Here is a 17,338-nt window from a genome sequence, read left to right on the forward strand (position 1 = left end):
GGCGCCGGTCAGAGGCGGGAGCGGCGCAGGAGCCAGACGAAGTAGGGCGCGCCGATCAGGGCCATGATCAGGCCGGCCGGGATCTGGGACGGGGCGATGACCGTGCGGCCGAGGGTGTCGGCCATGGTGACGAGGAGGGCGCCCAGGAGCATGGCGACCGGGACGATGCGGCCGTGGCGGGCGCCGGTCAGGGCTCGGGCCAGGTGGGGGGCGACGAGTCCGGCGAAGCCGACCACGCCGACGGCGATGACGCTCACTGCCGCGGCGACGGCGGCGATGGTCAGGAGGGTCAGTCGCGCGGCTTCCCGGCGTACGCCGAAGATGGTGGGTGTGTCCTCGTCGATGGCCAGCAGGTCGAGCTGGCGGCGCAGGCCCAGCACCGCCGGGGTGGCGACCAGCAGCACGAGCGCGACCGGCAGCACGTCGGGGAAGGTCCGGCCGTAGGTCGTGCCGGAGAGCCAGGTCAGGATGCGGGGCGTGTCCCACGGGTCGGCGCGCAGCAGCAGGAAGGTGCTGACGTTGGCCAGCGCGTAGCCGCAGCCGATGCCGATGAGCAGGAAGCGGTCGGGCAGGAGGCCGCCGCGCCAGGCCAGCACGGCGATGATGGCGAAGGTGGCGAGGCCCGTCGCGACGGCCGCCGCGATCAGGGTGGGGCGGCCGGAGTGCAGGGCGAGCACCGCGCCGAGGCCGGCGCCGGCGGTGATGCCGAGGACGCCCGGTTCCGCGAGCGGGTTGCGGACCGTGCCTTGCACGACGGTGCCGGCGAGGGCGAGCGCGGCGCCGGCGGTGACGGCCGCGGCGACCCGGGGGGCGCGGTCGTCGAGGGCCAGGGCGATGAGGTCCGGCGCAGAGCCCCGCAGCCACAGGGCGATGTCCCCGGTACGCAACCACAGGCTGCCGGCCAGCAGACCGGTGAGCACGGTCGCGGCCAGCAGCACCGTCGCGACGATCACGACGATGACGAAGCGGCGCCGGGAGCGGACGGCGACGTGCGTGAGAGGTGTCTCCCCCGCGTCGCGCAGGCGCAGGGCGAGGACGACGATGACCACGGCGCCGAGCAGCGCGGTCGGGATGCCGGTGGGGATCGACGCGGCTGCCTGGGCGCCGAGAATCGCCCGGAGCACGACATCCGCGAGCAGCACCAGCAGCGCCCCGGCCAGGCCGCTCGCCGGGATGAGAAACGCGTGCCGGGTCAGGGCGCCGATGCGGTGCGAGGCGAGGCGTACGGCCACGGGGGCGGCCAGGCCGACGAACGCGATCGGGCCCGCGAGCGTCACCGAGATGCTGGTCAGCAGGACGGCGCAGAGCACGGCGACGAGCCGGGTCGACCGCACCGGTACGCCGAGCGTGGCCGCCGCGTCGTCCCCGAGCCCGAGCACGTCCAGTCGCCGGGCCAGCAGGAGCGCGACCACGAGCACGGCGACGATCACCGGGGCGGCGCGCGTGGCGGCGTCGATGTTGAGTTGCGCGAGCGAGCCGCTGCCCCAGGCGTACAGGCCGGTGGTGCTGTCCTTGAAGAGGATCAGGAGCGTGGCCGTCGCCGCGTCGAGCGCCATGGCCACGGCCGAGCCGGCCAGGATCAGCCGGGTCGACGCGACGCCCGAGGCGGCGCCGACCAGGCCGAGGACGAGTCCCGCGGCGAGCACGCCGCCGCCGAAGGCCACCGCGCCGGAGGTCCACAGCGGCACCGTGAGGTGGAAGGCGGCGACCACGACCAGCGCGAAGTAGGACCCGGCGGTGACGGCGAGCGTGTCCGGGGCGGCCAGCGGGTTGCGGGTGACCGACTGGAGCAGCGCGCCGCCGGCGCCGAGGGCCACGCCGACCGCGATGCCCGCGGCCATGCGCGGCAGGCGGGAGCCGGTCAGCACGTCGCCGACCGGGACACCGCCGACGTTCTCGTGCGCGCCGAGCAGATAGCGCAGCAGGTCCCAGAAGCCCACGCCCGAGGTGCCCTGTGTGACGTGCCAGAGTCCGGTGACGACGACCGTGGCGAGCAGGACGGCCAGGACGGCCGCCCCGCTCGCGCCCCGGCTGGGGGTGGTGCTCACTGACCGGTCAGGATCTTCACGTAGGCGTCGATCGCCTGCTCGTTCGACTTCGGGCCGCCGGCGCCCCAGACGCCGTCGGGGAAGGAGTAGGCGCGGCCCTCCTTGACGGCCGGCAGCGCCTTCCAGATCGGGCTCTTCTCCAGCTCCGGGACGTAGCTGTCCGGCACCTCCTCGCCGGCGTAGATGAGCATCGCGTCGCCGACGGCGGTCAGGCCCTCGATGTCGGTCTGCGCGAGCCCGTACGAGGGGTCGACCCCGCCGCTGCCGTAGCTCTTGTTGATCTCGTCGGTCCAGGCCGCGGTCAGCCCGAGCTGCTCGCCGATCTCGGTGAAGAGCGCACCCTTGCCGTACGGGCGGACGACGACGTTGCCGCCCTCGATCCAGCCGTCGAAGTGCAGGAAGCTCTTGGTCTTGAGGTTCACGCCGGCGACCTTCCGCTTCGCCTCGGCGAGGTGCTCGTCGAAGTGCTTCAGCAGCTGGTCGGCGCGTTCGGTACGACCGGTGGCGGCGGCGATCGTCGAGAAGACCTTCTTCATGTTCGCGATCTGGCCCTTGGCATCGGCGCCGACGGTCGCGAGCACGGGGACGCCGCGCTTCTCGAGCTTGCCGAGCAACTCGTCGTCGGGCTGGTAGGCCTCCATGACGATGAGGTCGGGCTTGGTCGCGTACAGCGCGTCGAAGTCGGGCTCGCCGCGCTGGCCGGCGTCGGCCACGCTAGCGGGCAGCGTCTCCGCTTTCACGTAGGTGGCGTAGCCCTTGGGGTCGGCCGCCGCGACCGGCGTGATGCAGAGCGAGAGCAGGTCTTCGGTCTGCTGCCATTCCAGGACGGCGACGCGCTGCGCGGGCTTGGGCAGGTCGACCTTGCGGCCGAGGCCGTCGGTCAGTGACACCGGGCCCGTCGCGGTCGTCGTGGTGTCGTCGGCGCAGTTCTGCGACGCGGGGGCCGACGGGCCGCCGGCGGCGGGCTCCTCGACGTCCGTGGTGCCGCAGGCGGTGAGCGCCGCCGCGGCCAGGGCCAGCGTCGCCGCCGAGGCCGCGAGACGGGTGGTGATCATGCTTCTCCTGAGATGACGTGACGGGCGGGGTGCCGCCCGACGGGGTCGATGCGCAACCGGCCCGTACGCGGGTCGATCGCGACCTCGACGGGCAGGTCGTAGACCGCGCTGAGGTGCTCGGCGGTGAGCACGTGGAGGGGGTCGCCGGCGGCGTGGACGCGGCCGGCGCTGAGCAGCACGAGCGTGTCGGCGACGCGGGCGGCGTGGTCGAGGTCGTGCAGCACGATGCCGACGGCGGCGCCGTGCTCCCCGGCCAGGTCGCGGACCAGGTCGAGGGTCTCGATCTGGTAGCGCATGTCGAGGTGGTTCGTCGGCTCGTCGAGCAGCACGACCCCGGTGTCCTGGGCCAGGCACGCGGCGAGCCACACACGCTGCATCTCGCCGCCGGAGAGCTCACCGACGGGGCGTCCGGCCTTGTCGCGTACGCCGGTCAGGGTCATCGCCCGGTCGACGGCGGCCCGGTCGGCGGGGCCGGGCCCGGCGAAGCGGCGCCGATGCGGGTGCCGCCCGAACGCGACGACCTCGCTCACCGTCAGCCCGTGCGGCGCCGGGCGGGACTGGGAGAAGAGGGTGACCTCCCGCGCGAAGTCCCGGGCGTTGAGCAGCGACACGGCCCGGTCCCCGAGCAGCACCTCGCCGCCGTCGACGCGGTGCAGCCGGGCGAGGGCGCGCAGCAGCGTGGACTTGCCGCTGCCGTTCGGGCCGATCAGCGCGGTGACGTGACCGGCGGCCAGCTCGACGGAGACGCCGTGGACGACGGCCGTCTTGCCGTAGCGCAGGACCAGCTGGTCGCCACGCAGGGACGTCGTCCGCATCACCGCTCCGAAGTTAGGGTTGCCTTGCCTTACGGAGGCTAGGTGATGATCAAGTTTTTCCGCAATCCCGATGTCAGGACAGGCGATACGGGTTTCCGGACATCGAGCGCGCCGGTGTCACCTTCATCACGCGACGGAAGGCGGCGATGAACGTGCTCGGTTGCGCGTAGCCGAGCCGCTCGGACACCTCCCGCACCTCCGCGCCCGCCGACAGCAGCGCCAGCGCCTCGTGCACGCGCAGCGCCTGCCGCCACTGGGCGAACGACAGCCCGGTCGCCTCGCGGAAGGCCCGGGTGATGGTGCGGTCGCTCGTACCCAGGAAAGCCGCCCATTCCAGCAGGCCGCGCTCGTCCGCGGGGTCCCGCAGCAGCGCCTCGGCGATCGGATCGATCCGGGCGTCGCCCGGCAGATCCAGCGCGAACTGCCGCTCCGAGGGCTCGAGCACGTCGAACACGACCGCCTCGGTCCGGGCCCGCGCCTCGGCGCTCAGGTCGTCGCGGGTGAGGCGGAGCAGCAACGACTCCAGCAGCGGGGTCACGGCGATCGAGGTCGGCCCGGCGAACTCGACGGGGGTGCGCTCGGGCGCGAAGAACGCGGCGTGCAGCTCGACGCCCGCCGTCAGCCGGCCGCCGTGGACCACCTCGGCGGGCACCCACAGGCCGAAGCCGGGCGGCACGGTGAAGATCCGGCTCCCGATCCGCGAGGTCAGCGTGCCGCCGCGCACCCAGACCAGCTCGTGCACGGGATGCGTGTGCGGCAGCCACTCCGTCGGCACCGCGAGCGGCCCGGACTCGGCCACGATCGCGCCCGCCGGGGCACCCGCCGGCATCGGCTCACCGTTGAGCACGACCGTGCCGGGGTCGCGCCGCCATGTGCCAAGTCCGACGTCCATGGTCCCCAGCCTAAGAAGTCTAATGTGGACGCCAAAACGGCGGGAAGGGGCGACGATGGACGAGGAGACGGCGCGGGCACTCGGGATCGACACGAGCGTCACGCATCCGGCGCGGCGCTACAACTATCTGCTCGGCGGCACCGACAATTTCGCGGCCGACCGTGAGTCCGGCGACATGATTCTGAAAGTGTTCCCGGAGGCACGCGTCTCGGCGCTGGAGAACAGGGCATTCCTGGTCCGGGCCGTCCAATATCTGGCGGCCGAGGCCGGGATCGACCAGTTCCTCGACATCGGGACCGGGCTGCCCACGGCCGACAACACGCACGAGATCGCGCAGCGGATCAACCCCGCGAGCCGGGTGGTCTACGTCGACAACGACCCGCTGATCGCCCATCACGCCAAAGCCCTGCTGACGAGTACGCCCGAGGGCCGCACCCACTATCTCGAAGCCGACCTGCGCGACCCGGCCGGCATCCTGGAGCACCCGGAGGTCCGGGAGGTGCTGGACCTGGGCCGTCCGGTGGGGCTGGTGCTGCTGGCGGTGCTGCACTTCATCGAGGGCGACGCCCAGGCGACCGCGATCGTGCGACAGCTCCTCGACGCCCTGCCGTCCGGCAGCCATCTGGTCGTGACGCATGTGACGCTCGACGCCTCGGCGCCCGAGGTCCGCGCGGCGTCCGACGCGATGCAGGCGTCCGGCAAGCTCGACGCCTGGCCGCGCACCCGGGAGCAGTTCGAGCGGTTCTTCGACGGCCTGGAGCTGGTGCCGCCCGGCATCGTGCTGCTCTCCGACTGGCGGCCGGCGCCCGGGGTGGAGCGGCCGCCCACGCCGGCGATCGGTGGCTATGCGGCGGTGGGCCGCAAGCCGTGAGCCTTTCGCCCGGAACGCTGCGGCGTTCCGGGCGGGACCCCGGCTCAGGCGGTCGGCTTGTGCCAGGGGCCGGCGAGCTGGTCGGCGGCCCCGGGCCCCCACGACCCTTCCTCGTACGGGTGCGGCTCGCTCGCCGAGTCCAGGACGGGCCCGACGATCCGCCACTCCTGCGCGATCGTCTCCTCGTGGGCGAAGCGCAGGTGGCTGCCGTCCATCGCGTCGTCGAGCAGCCGCTCGTACGCCTCGCGGCGCGGGCCGAAGGCCTCGTCGAAGCCGGCCGACAGCGCCACGGGCGTCGTGACGACCTCGGCACCCGGCTGCTTGGCCTGCAGGCTCAGCGTGATGCCGTCCTTCTTGCCGAGGCGCAGGCGCAGCAGGTTGGGCTCGGGGTTCGTGGCCGGCACCAGGCTGTGCGACGGCGGCTTGAACTCGACGACGACCTCGGTCGCCGTGGCCGGCAGCAGCTTGCCCGTGCGCAGGTGGAACGGCACGCCGGCCCAGCGCGGGGTGTCGATGGCGAGCGTCGTGGCGACGTACGTCTCCGTGCGCGAGCCCTCGGCCACGCCCGGCTCGTCCCGGTAGCCCGCGTACTGGCCGAGCACCGTCGTCGCTGGGTCCATCGGCGCGGTCCGCTCGAGCACGGCGACCTCGGCCTCGCGGAAGCCCTCCGGCGACGCCGGCGGCTCCATCGCGAGCAGGGCGACGACCTGGAGGACGTGGTTCTGCAGGACGTCGCGGATCGCGCCGACCTTGTCGTAGAAGCCCGCCCGGCCCTGCGTGCCGAAGCTCTCGGCCAGCGTGACCTGCACGTTCGCGATGTGCTCGGCGCTCCAGAGCGGCTCGAGCACGCGGTTGCCGAAGCGCAGCGCCGCGATCCCCTCGACGGCCTCCTTGCCGAGGTAGTGGTCGATGCGGAAGATCCGGTCCGCCGCGAACGCGCCGTTCAGCGTGGCGGCCAGCTCGGCCGACGACGCCAGGTCGTGCCCGAACGGCTTCTCCACGACCACCCGGCCGCGCTCGGCCAGCCCGGCGCCGGCGATGCCGTGCACCACGGGCTCGAACACCGCGGGCGGGATCGCCAGATAGAACAGCGGCGCCTTCGCGTCCTGCAGGGCTCCGGCCAGACGCTCGTACGTCTCCGGGGCGGCATAGTCGCCGGACAGCATCCGGAACCGGGCGGCCAGCGCCTCGAAGGCGTCCTCGTCGATCGGGCGGCCCGTCTCCACGACGGCCTTGCGCGCGGCGGCGATCAGCTGCTGGTCGTCCCAGGGGGAACGGGCGACGCCGATCACCGGGCCGGTCAGCTTGTCGCGGCGGGCCAGCTCGTAGAGAGCCGGGAAGAGCTTCTTGGCGACGAGGTCGCCGGTGACGCCGAACAGCACCACCGCGTCGGAACGCGTGTCCATGGAACGGTCTTCTCTCACGCTTCGGATTTGTTCTTCTTCCCGCGTGAACCTAAAGGCGCCACCCGCTGATTCCACATACCGTCCCACCGTGATCTTGATTACGTCCGGGCGCGGAAAAGTGTCGTACCCCCGGCGCATCATGACCGGTATGGCGCAGCCGGCTTCGCACTCCGGTCCTTTGTCCGCATCGGGATTTCCGCCGCCCGGGGCTCGTCGCGAGCTGCCCGGGGGCCGGCGCGAGTCGTCGGGCGGCCGGCGTGAGCAGCCCGGGGCCTCGCGGAGGCTGCCCGTGGGCCGCGGCGAGCAGCCGGGTGCCCGGCAGGAGTCGTCGGGCGGCCGGCACGAGCTGGCGGTGCAGGAGGCGCGGTCCCGGCTGGTGCCGCTCGCGCGGATGACCGGGCTGACCGGGCAAGTGACGGTGCTCACGGAGGGCGGCCGGGCGCTCGCGGCGCTGGTGCCGGTGGAGGCGCTCGACCGGCTCGACGCCGCGCGGCCGCCGAGTGCCGTCCCGGCGCAGCGGGTCGACGGGCGAGAGGAGGCTGCCCGGTGGCGGTCACGGGCCGAGGCGGCCGAAGCTGCGCTGGCCCAGCGGGCGGACGACGAGCGGGCGACGCAAGCCCGGCGGGCGGACGACGAGCGGGCGGCGGAGGCGCGGCGGCAGGCGGTGGCCGAGGGGTGGCAGCGCCGGCTGGAGACGTTGCGTGAGCAGCTTCGGGTGCAGCACCAGCGGCGCACCGAGGAGCTGGAGCGGGCGCTCGCGCAGGCGTGGGCGGTGGTCGACGAGCTGCGCCCGCCGGGCCGCGACCGGGCGCTCGACCAGCTTCGCGCCGAGCACCGCGCCCTGGCCGGCGACGGTCACGACGATGCGCCCGGACAAGGTGGAGGTGAGCGGAGAGTGACCAGTTACTGATCTTCCAAGTAAGCAGCTGCCCACCGGAACATTGCCGACTGCGTCACGGGGCGGTGGTGTTGATCGAGGGGGAGCGAGCACGTGCGGAGTCCGGTAGGAATGTCGCCGGCGGACCTGGCAGGTCCCGGCCCGCGGCAGGCCGGCCAGGCCCGGGTCCCGGGCGTTGTCCCGGCGGCCACGGGTGAGCTGAGAGTCATGGTCCGGGCGCAGGACAAGGTGGACCTCGCCGGGGCCCGCGCCGTGCTCACCGCCGCCGGGGCGACCGTGACCGAGCGCCCCGAGCGGGCCCAGGTCGCCGTCCTCGTCGTGGACTCCGACCCCGCGGCCGTCCTCGGCGACACCCCGGCCGGTCTCCCGGTGGTGATGGTCACACCCGAGCTGACCGCCGAACAGGCCGAGCCCGCCGCCCGCCGCCACGTCGTCATCGCCCTCCCCAAGGCGGCGGTCACACCCCGCAGCCTGGGCGCCGGCGTGGCCGCCGCGGCTCGGAGCGCGGCCCGGCCCACCGCCTCCCAGCTCTACGCCCAATACCTCCACACCGTCGCCGAGGCCGACGCCCGCCGCCGGGCCCAGCCGCCCGTCCGCCCCGCAACACCACACCACCGGCCGACGACCAACCGCGCGACAGCCCTCCGAGGCACGGCCGCACCCGGGTCCGCACCCGGCCCGACGACATCTGGCGCGGCGTCACCGGGTTCTGCCCGCGGCGCGGCGTCACCCGGCTCTGCGCGCGGCGCGGCGTCGCCGGGCTCTGCGCGCGGCGCGGCGTCGCCGGGCTTTGTGCGCGGCGCGGCTCTACCGGGAGCCTCGCGGGGAGCGGCTGCACCGGGAGCCTCGCGCGGAGCGGCTGCACCGGGAGCGCCGCGAAGCACCGCCCAGCCGGCGACCACCCGGCCGATGCTTCCGGCGCCCGCGCCCGCCGCCGGGTGGATGTCCCCGGGCGACATGCCGGCCTGCGAGCTGACCGAACGCGAGACCACCATCCTCCGCCACGTCGCCGACGGCCTGGACACCGAGGAAATCGCCGCCGAGCTCGGCTGCAGCCGCCGCACCGTCATCAAATGCGTCGGCGACGTCATGCACCGCTACGGCCTGCACAACCGCCCCCACGTCATCGCCTTCGCCATCCGCGCCGGCGCCCTCTGACAAGCCCGGCCACGTCGGCGCCCTCTGACAAGCCCGGCCACGTCGGCGCCCTCTGACAAGCCCGGCCGCACCGACAACGCGAGCCCGGCCGCACGGCGAATGCGATCCCGGCCGCACCGGCGGATGTGGGTCCGGCCGCACCGGGGATGCGAGGAGCGGGCCGGCGGCCGGCTCGAGCGGCGGCGGGCTCAAGCGTCGGTGCGACGGCGGCGGCGGGCTCAAGCGTCGGTGCGGCGGCGGCGCAGGAGGAGGTCGGCGATGCGGGCGATCACGCCCACGGCGACCAGGAGCACGAGTTCGCCGACCAGCTCGGCCAGCACGACGACGGCGGCCACCCCGAGGGCGATGCGCCGCAACATGCGCAGCACGCGGTGCGTGGGCAGCCCACGCAGCACGCCGGGCGGTGGCAGCCCAGGCAGCACGCCGGGCGGTGGCTCCGGGCGGGATCGGGTCTGGCCGGCGTCATGGTGATCCAGCGTGGCCAGGTGGGCGGCCAGCTCGCCGAACTGGGCCGCGTCGCGGGCGGGGCCGATCAGGAAGCCGGAGCGGACGACCAGGCCGTCGCACACGTCCCGCACGCCGGGGACCCGCCGGACGTGGCCGGTGACCACGTCGTGCAGGGCGGCGGTGTCGACCGTGCCGCCGAGGATGGCCACGCCGTGCTGGACCTGGACGCTGAGGTGCTGGCCGTGGAGGCGTTCGTCGGCGGCGAGGACCGCGGCGACCGTGCCGGTGAGGTGTCCGTCGCGGCCCGGCGGCGGCAGCATCTCAGCCCCGCCGGCCGGTTTCGGAAGCGCCGGCCCCGTCGGACTGGGAAGACCGGAGACCGGCGACCGGAGCGGAGCCGGACCGGCGCAGTTCGTCGGTGACCAGGAGGTCGTTGCGGCACTGACCGGCCCGGTACGCCGCCCGGCCCACCATGTGCGCGGCCACCGGCGCGGTCGCCATCTGGAAGACCAGGACCAGCAGCAGCGTCGTGATGTCGACCAGCTCGCGCAGCCGCAGCGCGCACCCGATCAGCACCAGCAATAACCCCAGCACCTGCGGCTTCGTCGCCGCGTGCATGCGGGACAGCAGATCCGGGAAGCGCAGCAGCGCCACCCCGGCCGACAGGCTGAGCAGCGCGCCCGCCACGAGGCACGCCCACGCGACGGCGTCCAGCGCGGCGGTCATCGCGACCGCCCCGAGAAGCGGGCCACGCTGACCGAGCCGACGAACCCCAGGATCGACAGCACCACGAGTACGGGCAGAGCCGTCGCGTCCCGGGTGAACGCCGCCTCGGTGGCGATCGCCACGACGACGATGGCCAGCAGCACGTCGGTGGCGACGATGCGGTCGAGGACGGACGGGCCGCGTACGACCCGGATCAGGGCGAGCGTGGCGCCCGCCGCGAGGAGCGCGGTGATGACGACGGCGACGGCGGTGGTCATGCGGGCCTCCCGAAGGCGCGGATGAGCCGGTCCTCGAGGTCGAGGACGCTGCGGCGGTAACGGTCGGCGGCGGCCGCGTCGGGGACGCCGAGGACGTGGACGTAGAGGACGCCGAGCGACCGGTCGACCTCGACGACGAGGCTGCCCGGGACCAGGGACAGTGCCTCGGCGGTCAGGGTCAGGCCCAGGTCGGAGGGCGCACGCAGCGGCACCGCGATGATGGCGCTGCGGGGGATGTGTCCGAAGCGGAAGGCCAGCACGGCGACCTGGACGCTGGAGACGACCAGGTCGACGGCGAAGCGGCCGGCGAAGCGCAGCACCCCGAGCGGATGGACGCCGCCGGTGTGCGTGACGACCGGCAGCGGGAAGACGGCCAGCACGATCACGGCGATCACCGCCCCGCCCACGAGCGTCAGCGGGGTGAACGAGCCCCAGAGCAGCATCCAGATCACGGTCAGCCCGGCGGCCGCGACCGCCCGCGCCCTCACTGCCCTCCTCCGAACACTGCCTCGACGTAGCCCGAGCGCTTGAGCAGGTCCCCGGCGGCCTGATCACCGATGTCGAAGAGCGGACCCGCGACGACGGTCAAGCCGACTCCCAGTGCGACCAGGGCGACGGTCGGCCACACCATGAGCCTGGGGAGCGTGGCCCGGGGCATGTCCGGGTGCGGCGTACGCCAGAAGGCCAGGTTCCAGACCCGGGCGACGGCGTACAACGTCAGCAGGCTGGTCAGCACGCCTCCGATCACGAGCAGCCAGGCGAGCACGCTGCCGTCCGCGACGCCCGCCTGGATCAGCCCGAGCTTGCCCAGGAAGCCGGAGAACGGCGGGATGCCGGCCAGGTTCAGCGCGGGCACCAGGAACAGCACGGCCAGCACCGGCGACAGTTTGGCCAGGCCGCCGAGCTTGTCCAGGGCCGAGCTGCCGCCCCGCTGCTCGATGAGGCCGGCCGCCAGGAACAGCGTGGTCTGCACGGTGATGTGGTGGACCACGTAGAAGATGGCGCTGGCCAGGCCCAGCTGCGTCGCGAGCCCCACGCCGAAGAGCAGGTAGCCGATGTGGCTGACCAGCGTGAACGACAGCAGCCGCTTGATGTCGGTCTGCGCCACCGCGCCGAGGATGCCCACGAGCATGGTCAGCAGCGCCGCCACGAGCAGCACGGAGGTCGCCCGGCCGCCCGGGAAGAGCAGCGTCTCCGTCCGGATGATCGCGTACACGCCGACCTTGGTCAGCAGCCCGGCGAACACGGCGGTGACCGGGGCGGGCGCGGTCGGATAGCTGTCCGGCAGCCACGAGGAGAGCGGGAACACAGCCGCCTTGATCCCGAACGCCAGCAGGAGCATCGCCTGCAGGATCAGCCGCAGGCCGTCCGGCAGCTCGTCCAGGCGCGACGCCAGCTGGGCCAGGTTCAGCGTGCCCGTGGCGGCGTAGACGAGCCCGATCGCGGTCAGGAAGATCACCGACGACAACAGACTGACGACCACGTACGTGGTGCCGGCCCGGATGCGCGACGCGGTGCCCCCCAGCGTGAGCAGGACGTAGCTGGCGACCAGCAGGATCTCGAAGCCGACGTAGAGGTTGAAGAGGTCGCCGGCCAGGAACGCGTTCGTGACGCCGGCCGTGAGCACGAGGTAGGTCGGGTGGTAGACCGACAGCGGCGTGTCCTCGCTCCCGTCGGCCATGCCCTGGCCGATCGAGTAGACGAGCACGCACACGGTCACCGCCGCCGAGACGACGAGCATGAGCGCGGCCAGCTGATCGGCCACGAGCACGATCCCCAGCGGGGCCACCCAGCCGCCGACCGCGACGACCTGGGGGCCTTCGACGGTCGACAGCCACAGCAGAGCGCCGGACACCAGCAGGGTGACGGTCAGGACCGAGAGGCTGACCGTACGCTGCGCGCGTGGGCGCCGAGCCATCATGAGCGTGAGAGCGGCGCCCAGCAGCGGCAGCACCACCGGAAGCGGAACAAGCCACGTCATCGCGCCACCACCGGCGTCGACGAATCGCGAGAAATGTCCGAGTCGTGCGGCGTGGTCGACGCCGGACCGGCGGGTCCGTGCTCGTCGTGCGTGTCGTCGGCGCCGGAGCCCTCGTCGCGCTCGGCGAGCTCCATGATGCGGCGGTCCTCGACGTCGTCCTGCACCTCGTCGTGCCCGGACATGGCCCAGCTGCGATAGGCCAGGGCCAGCAGGAACGCCGTCATGCCCAGCGTGATGACGATCGCCGTCAGGATCATGATCTGCGGCAGCGGGTCGGCCATCTCCTCGGCCGGCCCGTCCCCCACGATCGGCGGCGTGCCGGCCTTGCCACCGAGCAGGATGAGCAGGTTGACCCCGTTGCCGAGCAGGATCATGCCCATCAGCACCCGGGTCAGGCTGCGCTCGAGCAGCATCGACACACCGGTCGCGAAGAGCACGCCGATCAGGACGATAGAGACGAGATTCGGGGTCATGATGTGGCCTCCTCGTGGACCCGGTCCAGTTCGGCGCCGAGGCTGCGCAGGATCTCCAGCACCAGGCCGATGACGATCAGATAGACGCCGACATCGAAGAACACCGACGTGGCGACGTGCAGGTGGCCGAGCAGCGGCACGTACAGGTCGAGCAGCGCGCTCTGCAGCACCTCTCCCCCGGCCACGAGCGCCGCTGCCCCCGTACCGACGGAGAGCAGCAACCCCCCGCCCAGCAGGAAGCCGGCGTCGACCGGGGCCGCCGCGTTGAGTTCCCGCCGCCCGCCGGCCAGATAGCGGGTGACCAGCGCCAGCCCCGCGACCAGCCCGCCCGCGAACCCGCCGCCGGGCGCGTTGTGACCCGAGAACAGCAGGTAGACCGAGAAAAGCACGATCGTGTGAAAAACCAGCCGGGCCACGACCTGCAGGACGATCGACTGGCGCTGCGCCTCGGGGGTGTCCGCGGCGCGCAGCCAGCCCGGCCCGGCCTCGGCCGTGGGCACGTTCTGCTCGGCGCTGCGGCGCTGCAACGACGAGCTGCGGCGGAAGATCAGGCTGGCCACGCCCGTCGCGGCCACGACCAGCACGGAGATCTCGCCCATGGTGTCCCAGGCCCGGATGTCGACCAGGGCGACGTTGACGATGTTGTGCCCGCCGCCGTAGGAGACGGCCAGGTCCGGGAAGTCGACCGAGATGGGTACGGCCGTCCGCCCGCTGGTGGCCGCCCACGCCATGCCCGCGGCGACCAGCCCGGCCGCCGCCCCGAGCGCGGCGCGCAGCCACCGGGTGGTCCGCAGCGGCCGGGCCGAGAACCGCACCGGCAGCCGCCGCAGCACCAGCACGAACATGACGATCGTGACGGTCTCGACGAGGAACTGGGTGAGCGCCAGGTCAGGGGCCCCGTGCAGCACGAAGAGCACGGCGACGCCGTAGCCGCAGACGCCCACCAGGATCATCGCGGTCATCCGGTGCCGGGCCCGCGCGGCGAGCAGCGCGGCCGCGGCCACCACGACGCCCGCGACCAGCTGCAACGGCGTGTCCCAGAGGCGCAGCCCGGCCGGCCGGGGCGCGCCGAGCAGCAGCGTGACGCCGCCCAGCACGACCAGCGTGACCAGGATGAGCCCGAGCGAGAACGGCATCGACCCGCGCTGGGAGGCGCCGGTGACCTCGACGGCCGTACGGTCGACGGCGCGCATGACCCGCTGATAGGCGCTCTCGCCGGTGGGCAGCAGCCGCGCCGGCCACTGGCGTCCGGCCCGCTGCCACGCGTGCACGCCGATGCCGGCTCCCCAGACGACCAGCGACAGCAGGACGGGCAGCCCGAAGCCGTGCCAGAGGGCCAGGTGGTAGCCGGCTCCCGGGTTGAGCAGATGGTCCAGCCACGGCGCGAGGACACCGGTGGCCAGGCCGGCCGCGGCCAGCAACGCGGCGGGCGCGATGAAAGAGGCATTGACGGGTTGGAATCCGGACACTTCTTGCTTGGTGGCGAAGGCTCCCCAGAGGAAGCGGAGGCCGTACGCGACAGTCAGGGCTGACCCGGCGACCACCGCGACCAGCACCGGTGGGTCGGTGGCCAGCGCGGCGAACAAGGCTTCCTTGCCCACGAAACCGGCCAGCGGCGGCACCCCCGCCATCGAGGCGACGGCGAGGACCGCCACGGTGGCGAGCACGGGGTGGGCCCGGCCCAGCCCGCTGAGCTCCCGCAGGTCGCGGGTGCCGGTGGTGCGGTCGATGATGCCGACGACCAGGAACAGCGTGGCCTTGAAGAGGGCGTGCGACAGCAGGAGGACCATCCCGGCGAGGGCAGCGGCTTGGGTGCCGGCGCCGAGCGCGACCGTGAGGAGACCCAGCTGACTGACCGTCCCGTACGCGAGAAGCAGTTTGAGGTCGGTCTGGCGCATCGCCGCCCACGCGCCCAGCAGCAGCGTGACCACGCCGGCCGTGACCGTGACCGGCCGCCAGCCGGGCACCTCCGCGAACGCCGGTCCGAGCAGCCCGATCAGGAAGACGCCGGCCTTCACCATCGACGCGGCGTGCAGATAGGCCGAGGCCGGGGTGGGCGCCGCCATGGCCGCGGGCAGCCAGAAGCTGAACGGGAACAGCGCCGACTTGCTCAGCGCCCCGGCCAGGATCAGGACGCCCGCCGCCGTCACCGTCGCGGTGCCCGGCAGCGGGCCGTTCGCCGCGATCTCCGACCAGCGGTACGTGCCCGCCGAGTGCCCGAGCAGCACGATGCCGACGAGCATGGCGAGCCCGCCCGCGGTGGTCACCACGAGCGCCTGGGTCGCGGCGCGCCGGCTCGCGGACCGCTCGGCGCTGTGCCCGATGAGCAGGTAGGAGAAGACCGAGGTGAGCTCCCAGAACACGTACGTGAGCAGGAGGTCGTCGGCGAGGACGAGCCCGGTCATCGCGGCGCCGAAGCCGAGGAAGACGGCGGCGAAGCGGCTGTCGTACGACGGGAAATAGCGCGCGCAGTACGCGAGGACAACCGCGCCGACCCCGCCGACGACCACCAGCAGGAGCCCTCGCAACGGGCTCATGGTGAAGGTGATCGTCAGGTCGAGGGCGGGCACCCAGCGGTAGGTCTCGTGGGTCGCGACGGCCGGAACGACAACCGCCGACGCGGGCACGAGGGCCAGCAGATAGAAAGCCCTACGGCGTGACAAAAAGGGCGAAATGACGGCCGCGAGGGCATGCGTCAGCACCAGGACGAGCACGAGAGGTCCCTCCTGGTCAGGGCTCGATGAGCCCGGCGCGGATCGCGTACCGGGTCAGTTCCTGGCGGTCGCGCAGGCCGAGCTTCGACAGGATGTTGGTGCGATGGCGTTCGACGGTCTTGACGCTGATGAACAACAGCTCGGCGATCTCCTTGGTCGAGTGGCCCTCGGCGACGAGCTTGAGGACCTCCTCCTCGCGGTCGGTCACGGCCCGCTCGGGGATCCCGGCGCCCGAGCGGGCCCGTTCGAGATAGTCGCGGACCAGCGCGGTCACGGCGCCCGGATAGAGGAACGGCTCATCGCGCATGGCGGCCCGGCACGCCTCGACGAGGTCGCGGTCGGCGACCGCCTTCAGCACGTAGCCGGCCGCGCCCACGCGCAGGGCCTCGAAGAAGTACTGCTCGTTGTCGTACATGGTCAGGATGAGGATCTTGAGGCCCGGCTGGATCCGGGACAGCTCCCGCGCGGCCTGCAGCCCGGTCATCCGCGGCATGGCAATGTCGAGCACGGCCAGGTCGGGCGGGTCGGTCTTGGCCAGGGTCACCGCCTCAGCGCCGTCGGCGGCCTCCCCGATGACCTCGAGATCGGGCTCGTTGTCGAGAATCAGACGCACACCGCGGCGTACGAGGGCATGGTCGTCGGCGAGCAGGATGCGCGTGGTCATGCGTGGACCCTCAGTGTGATCTCCGTTCCGGGATTCCTGTCGCCGACCGTCAGGGTGGCGTTGATCAGCAGCGCCCGCTCGCGCATGCCGCGGAGGCCGGCGCCTTCCGGTGCACCGCGCAGTCCCCTGCCGTCATCGCTGACGGTGAGTTGCAGGATCTCGCCGTCGCGGTGCAGACGCAGATCCGCGCGGTGGGCGTTCGCGTGCCGGGCGACGTTGGTCAACGCCTCCTGCGCCACGCGATAGAGCACGAGCTCGGTGTCCTTGCCCAGCTCGGGCAGGTCCTTGCACACGTCCCGGCGCACGGACAGCCCGACGGTGGTGAACTCGGTCGCCAGCGCGCGCAGGGCACTGGCCAGCCCGAGCTCCTCCAGCACGCCGGGGCGCAACCGGCGGGCGATGCGGCGCAGCTCGTCGAGGCTGTTACGGGTGCTCTCGACGGCACCGTGCAGCTCGTCGCGCGTACCCGTGGTGTCGGCGACGCGCTTGAGGTCCAGCAGCACCGCCGTCAGCGTCTGCCCGATCTCGTCGTGCAACTCCTGCGCGATCCGGTGCCGCTCGGCCTCCTGTGCCGACAAGGCCCGGGCGGCACTGGTCGCCCGCTCGGTCTCCAGCCGCTCCAGCATCGTGTTGAACGCCGTGATCAGCGCGGCGACCTCACCCCGCCCCTCGGCCGCCAGCCGCGTGCCGGGCCGCAGCAGGTCGATCGTCGTCATCACCCGGGTCAGCCGGGCCAGCGGCGCCAGCCCCACCCGCAGCAACGCGGCGTTGGCGATCAGCACCACGACCATCCCGGCCAGCACGATGGCCGCCTCGGCCGCGCGCGCGGTGGCCGACACGGTCACCGGCGCGAAGAGCAGGAGGAGCGCCGCGACGGCCAGAACGGCCGCGTTGAGGGAGAAGATCCTCCAGAACAACGACACGGCAACTCCT

17 protein-coding genes are annotated in these 17,338 nt (G+C 73.2%); 3 read left to right on the forward strand and 14 right to left on the reverse strand.

Annotation, left to right across the window (positions count from 1 at the left end):
- Nucleotides 1-8: 8 nt before the first annotated feature.
- The 4 genes from RAN62_RS16545 to RAN62_RS16560 all read right to left on the reverse strand — a co-directional run bounded on the left by RAN62_RS16545 (nt 9) and on the right by RAN62_RS16560 (nt 4,810).
- Complete coding sequence (locus tag RAN62_RS16545) at nt 9-2,048, reverse strand: iron ABC transporter permease (protein ID WP_305785545.1); 2,040 nt, start codon at nt 2,046-2,048, stop codon at nt 9-11.
- Nucleotides 2,045-3,103 carry an iron-siderophore ABC transporter substrate-binding protein gene (locus RAN62_RS16550; protein ID WP_305785546.1) on the reverse strand — a complete coding sequence of 353 codons (1,059 nt, stop codon included), beginning with the start codon at nt 3,101-3,103 and terminating at the stop codon, nt 2,045-2,047. Before RAN62_RS16550 ends, RAN62_RS16545 begins: the two co-directional genes overlap by 4 nt.
- Nucleotides 3,100-3,918, reverse strand: coding sequence for an ABC transporter ATP-binding protein (locus RAN62_RS16555; protein WP_305785758.1), 819 nt, complete (start codon nt 3,916-3,918; stop codon nt 3,100-3,102). Before RAN62_RS16555 ends, RAN62_RS16550 begins: the two co-directional genes overlap by 4 nt.
- A gap of 73 nt (nt 3,919-3,991) precedes the next feature.
- Nucleotides 3,992-4,810 (reverse strand): helix-turn-helix domain-containing protein, encoded by an 819-nt coding sequence (locus RAN62_RS16560; protein WP_305785547.1) that lies wholly within the window; start codon nt 4,808-4,810, stop codon nt 3,992-3,994.
- 55 nt (nt 4,811-4,865) lie between these two features.
- Between RAN62_RS16560 and RAN62_RS16565 the strand changes: the two genes are divergently transcribed.
- On the forward strand, nt 4,866-5,681 hold the full coding sequence (locus RAN62_RS16565) for an SAM-dependent methyltransferase (RefSeq protein ID WP_305785548.1): 816 nt from the start codon (nt 4,866-4,868) through the stop codon (nt 5,679-5,681).
- A gap of 44 nt (nt 5,682-5,725) precedes the next feature.
- On the opposite strand, the gene zwf is transcribed toward RAN62_RS16565, so the two are convergent.
- Complete coding sequence (gene zwf / locus RAN62_RS16570; protein ID WP_305785549.1) at nt 5,726-7,087, reverse strand: glucose-6-phosphate dehydrogenase; 1,362 nt, start codon at nt 7,085-7,087, stop codon at nt 5,726-5,728.
- 289 nt (nt 7,088-7,376) lie between these two features.
- On the opposite strand from zwf, the gene RAN62_RS16575 reads away from it, so the two are divergent.
- Nucleotides 7,377-7,997 (forward strand): hypothetical protein, encoded by a 621-nt coding sequence (locus RAN62_RS16575; RefSeq protein ID WP_305785550.1) that lies wholly within the window; start codon nt 7,377-7,379, stop codon nt 7,995-7,997.
- Between the two features lie 195 nt (nt 7,998-8,192).
- Entirely contained in the window at nt 8,193-9,143 is a 951-nt protein-coding gene (locus tag RAN62_RS16580) for a LuxR C-terminal-related transcriptional regulator (RefSeq protein WP_305785551.1), read from the forward strand.
- 218 nt (nt 9,144-9,361) lie between these two features.
- Here RAN62_RS16580 and RAN62_RS16585 read toward each other — a convergent pair whose 3' ends face one another.
- From RAN62_RS16585 to RAN62_RS16625, 9 genes are read right to left on the reverse strand one after another with little or no spacing between them, the layout of a single operon-like run.
- On the reverse strand, nt 9,362-9,910 hold the full coding sequence (locus tag RAN62_RS16585) for a BON domain-containing protein (RefSeq protein ID WP_305785552.1): 549 nt from the start codon (nt 9,908-9,910) through the stop codon (nt 9,362-9,364).
- 1 nt (nt 9,911) lies between these two features.
- Entirely contained in the window at nt 9,912-10,316 is a 405-nt protein-coding gene (gene mnhG, locus RAN62_RS16590; RefSeq protein WP_305785553.1) for a monovalent cation/H(+) antiporter subunit G, read from the reverse strand.
- On the reverse strand, nt 10,313-10,573 hold the full coding sequence (locus RAN62_RS16595; RefSeq protein ID WP_305785554.1) for a monovalent cation/H+ antiporter complex subunit F: 261 nt from the start codon (nt 10,571-10,573) through the stop codon (nt 10,313-10,315). The genes mnhG and RAN62_RS16595 overlap by 4 nt, the downstream gene beginning before the upstream one ends.
- Nucleotides 10,570-11,061, reverse strand: coding sequence for a Na+/H+ antiporter subunit E (locus RAN62_RS16600; protein WP_305785555.1), 492 nt, complete (start codon nt 11,059-11,061; stop codon nt 10,570-10,572). The genes RAN62_RS16595 and RAN62_RS16600 overlap by 4 nt, the downstream gene beginning before the upstream one ends.
- Nucleotides 11,058-12,554, reverse strand: a complete 1,497-nt coding sequence (locus RAN62_RS16605) for a Na+/H+ antiporter subunit D (protein WP_305785556.1) — start codon at nt 12,552-12,554, stop codon at nt 11,058-11,060. Before RAN62_RS16605 ends, RAN62_RS16600 begins: the two co-directional genes overlap by 4 nt.
- Nucleotides 12,551-13,027: a Na(+)/H(+) antiporter subunit C gene (locus RAN62_RS16610; RefSeq protein WP_305785557.1), complete on the reverse strand. Its 477-nt coding sequence runs from the start codon at nt 13,025-13,027 to the stop codon at nt 12,551-12,553. The genes RAN62_RS16605 and RAN62_RS16610 overlap by 4 nt, the downstream gene beginning before the upstream one ends.
- Entirely contained in the window at nt 13,024-15,741 is a 2,718-nt protein-coding gene (locus RAN62_RS16615; protein ID WP_305785558.1) for a Na+/H+ antiporter subunit A, read from the reverse strand. Before RAN62_RS16615 ends, RAN62_RS16610 begins: the two co-directional genes overlap by 4 nt.
- 16 nt (nt 15,742-15,757) lie before the next feature.
- Entirely contained in the window at nt 15,758-16,405 is a 648-nt protein-coding gene (locus RAN62_RS16620; RefSeq protein WP_305785559.1) for a response regulator, read from the reverse strand.
- The gene (locus RAN62_RS16625; protein ID WP_305785560.1) at nt 16,402-17,328 is read right to left on the reverse strand and encodes a sensor histidine kinase; all 927 of its coding nucleotides are present in this window, start codon (nt 17,326-17,328) and stop codon (nt 16,402-16,404) included. The genes RAN62_RS16620 and RAN62_RS16625 overlap by 4 nt, the downstream gene beginning before the upstream one ends.
- Nucleotides 17,329-17,338: the final 10 nt, after the last annotated feature.

Source organism: Symbioplanes lichenis (genome assembly GCF_030709675.1).
GTDB lineage: Bacteria > Actinomycetota > Actinomycetes > Mycobacteriales > Micromonosporaceae > Actinoplanes > Actinoplanes lichenis.

What these genes read in the sequence shown, in the direction of transcription:
- zwf (WP_305785549.1), bottom strand. Translation starts at nt 7,087, where the DNA reads ATGGACACGCGTTCCGACGCGGTGGTGCTGTTCGGCGTCACCGGCGAC.
- RAN62_RS16565 (WP_305785548.1), top strand. Translation starts at nt 4,866, where the DNA reads ATGGACGAGGAGACGGCGCGGGCACTCGGGATCGACACGAGCGTCACG.
- RAN62_RS16585 (WP_305785552.1), bottom strand. Translation starts at nt 9,910, where the DNA reads ATGCTGCCGCCGCCGGGCCGCGACGGACACCTCACCGGCACGGTCGCC.
- RAN62_RS16560 (WP_305785547.1), bottom strand. Translation starts at nt 4,810, where the DNA reads ATGGACGTCGGACTTGGCACATGGCGGCGCGACCCCGGCACGGTCGTG.
- RAN62_RS16620 (WP_305785559.1), bottom strand. Translation starts at nt 16,405, where the DNA reads ATGACCACGCGCATCCTGCTCGCCGACGACCATGCCCTCGTACGCCGC.
- RAN62_RS16610 (WP_305785557.1), bottom strand. Translation starts at nt 13,027, where the DNA reads ATGACCCCGAATCTCGTCTCTATCGTCCTGATCGGCGTGCTCTTCGCG.
- RAN62_RS16550 (WP_305785546.1), bottom strand. Translation starts at nt 3,103, where the DNA reads ATGATCACCACCCGTCTCGCGGCCTCGGCGGCGACGCTGGCCCTGGCC.
- mnhG (WP_305785553.1), bottom strand. Translation starts at nt 10,316, where the DNA reads ATGACCGCCGCGCTGGACGCCGTCGCGTGGGCGTGCCTCGTGGCGGGC.
- RAN62_RS16605 (WP_305785556.1), bottom strand. Translation starts at nt 12,554, where the DNA reads ATGACGTGGCTTGTTCCGCTTCCGGTGGTGCTGCCGCTGCTGGGCGCC.
- RAN62_RS16555 (WP_305785758.1), bottom strand. Translation starts at nt 3,918, where the DNA reads ATGCGGACGACGTCCCTGCGTGGCGACCAGCTGGTCCTGCGCTACGGC.
- RAN62_RS16595 (WP_305785554.1), bottom strand. Translation starts at nt 10,573, where the DNA reads ATGACCACCGCCGTCGCCGTCGTCATCACCGCGCTCCTCGCGGCGGGC.
- RAN62_RS16580 (WP_305785551.1), top strand. Translation starts at nt 8,193, where the DNA reads ATGGTCCGGGCGCAGGACAAGGTGGACCTCGCCGGGGCCCGCGCCGTG.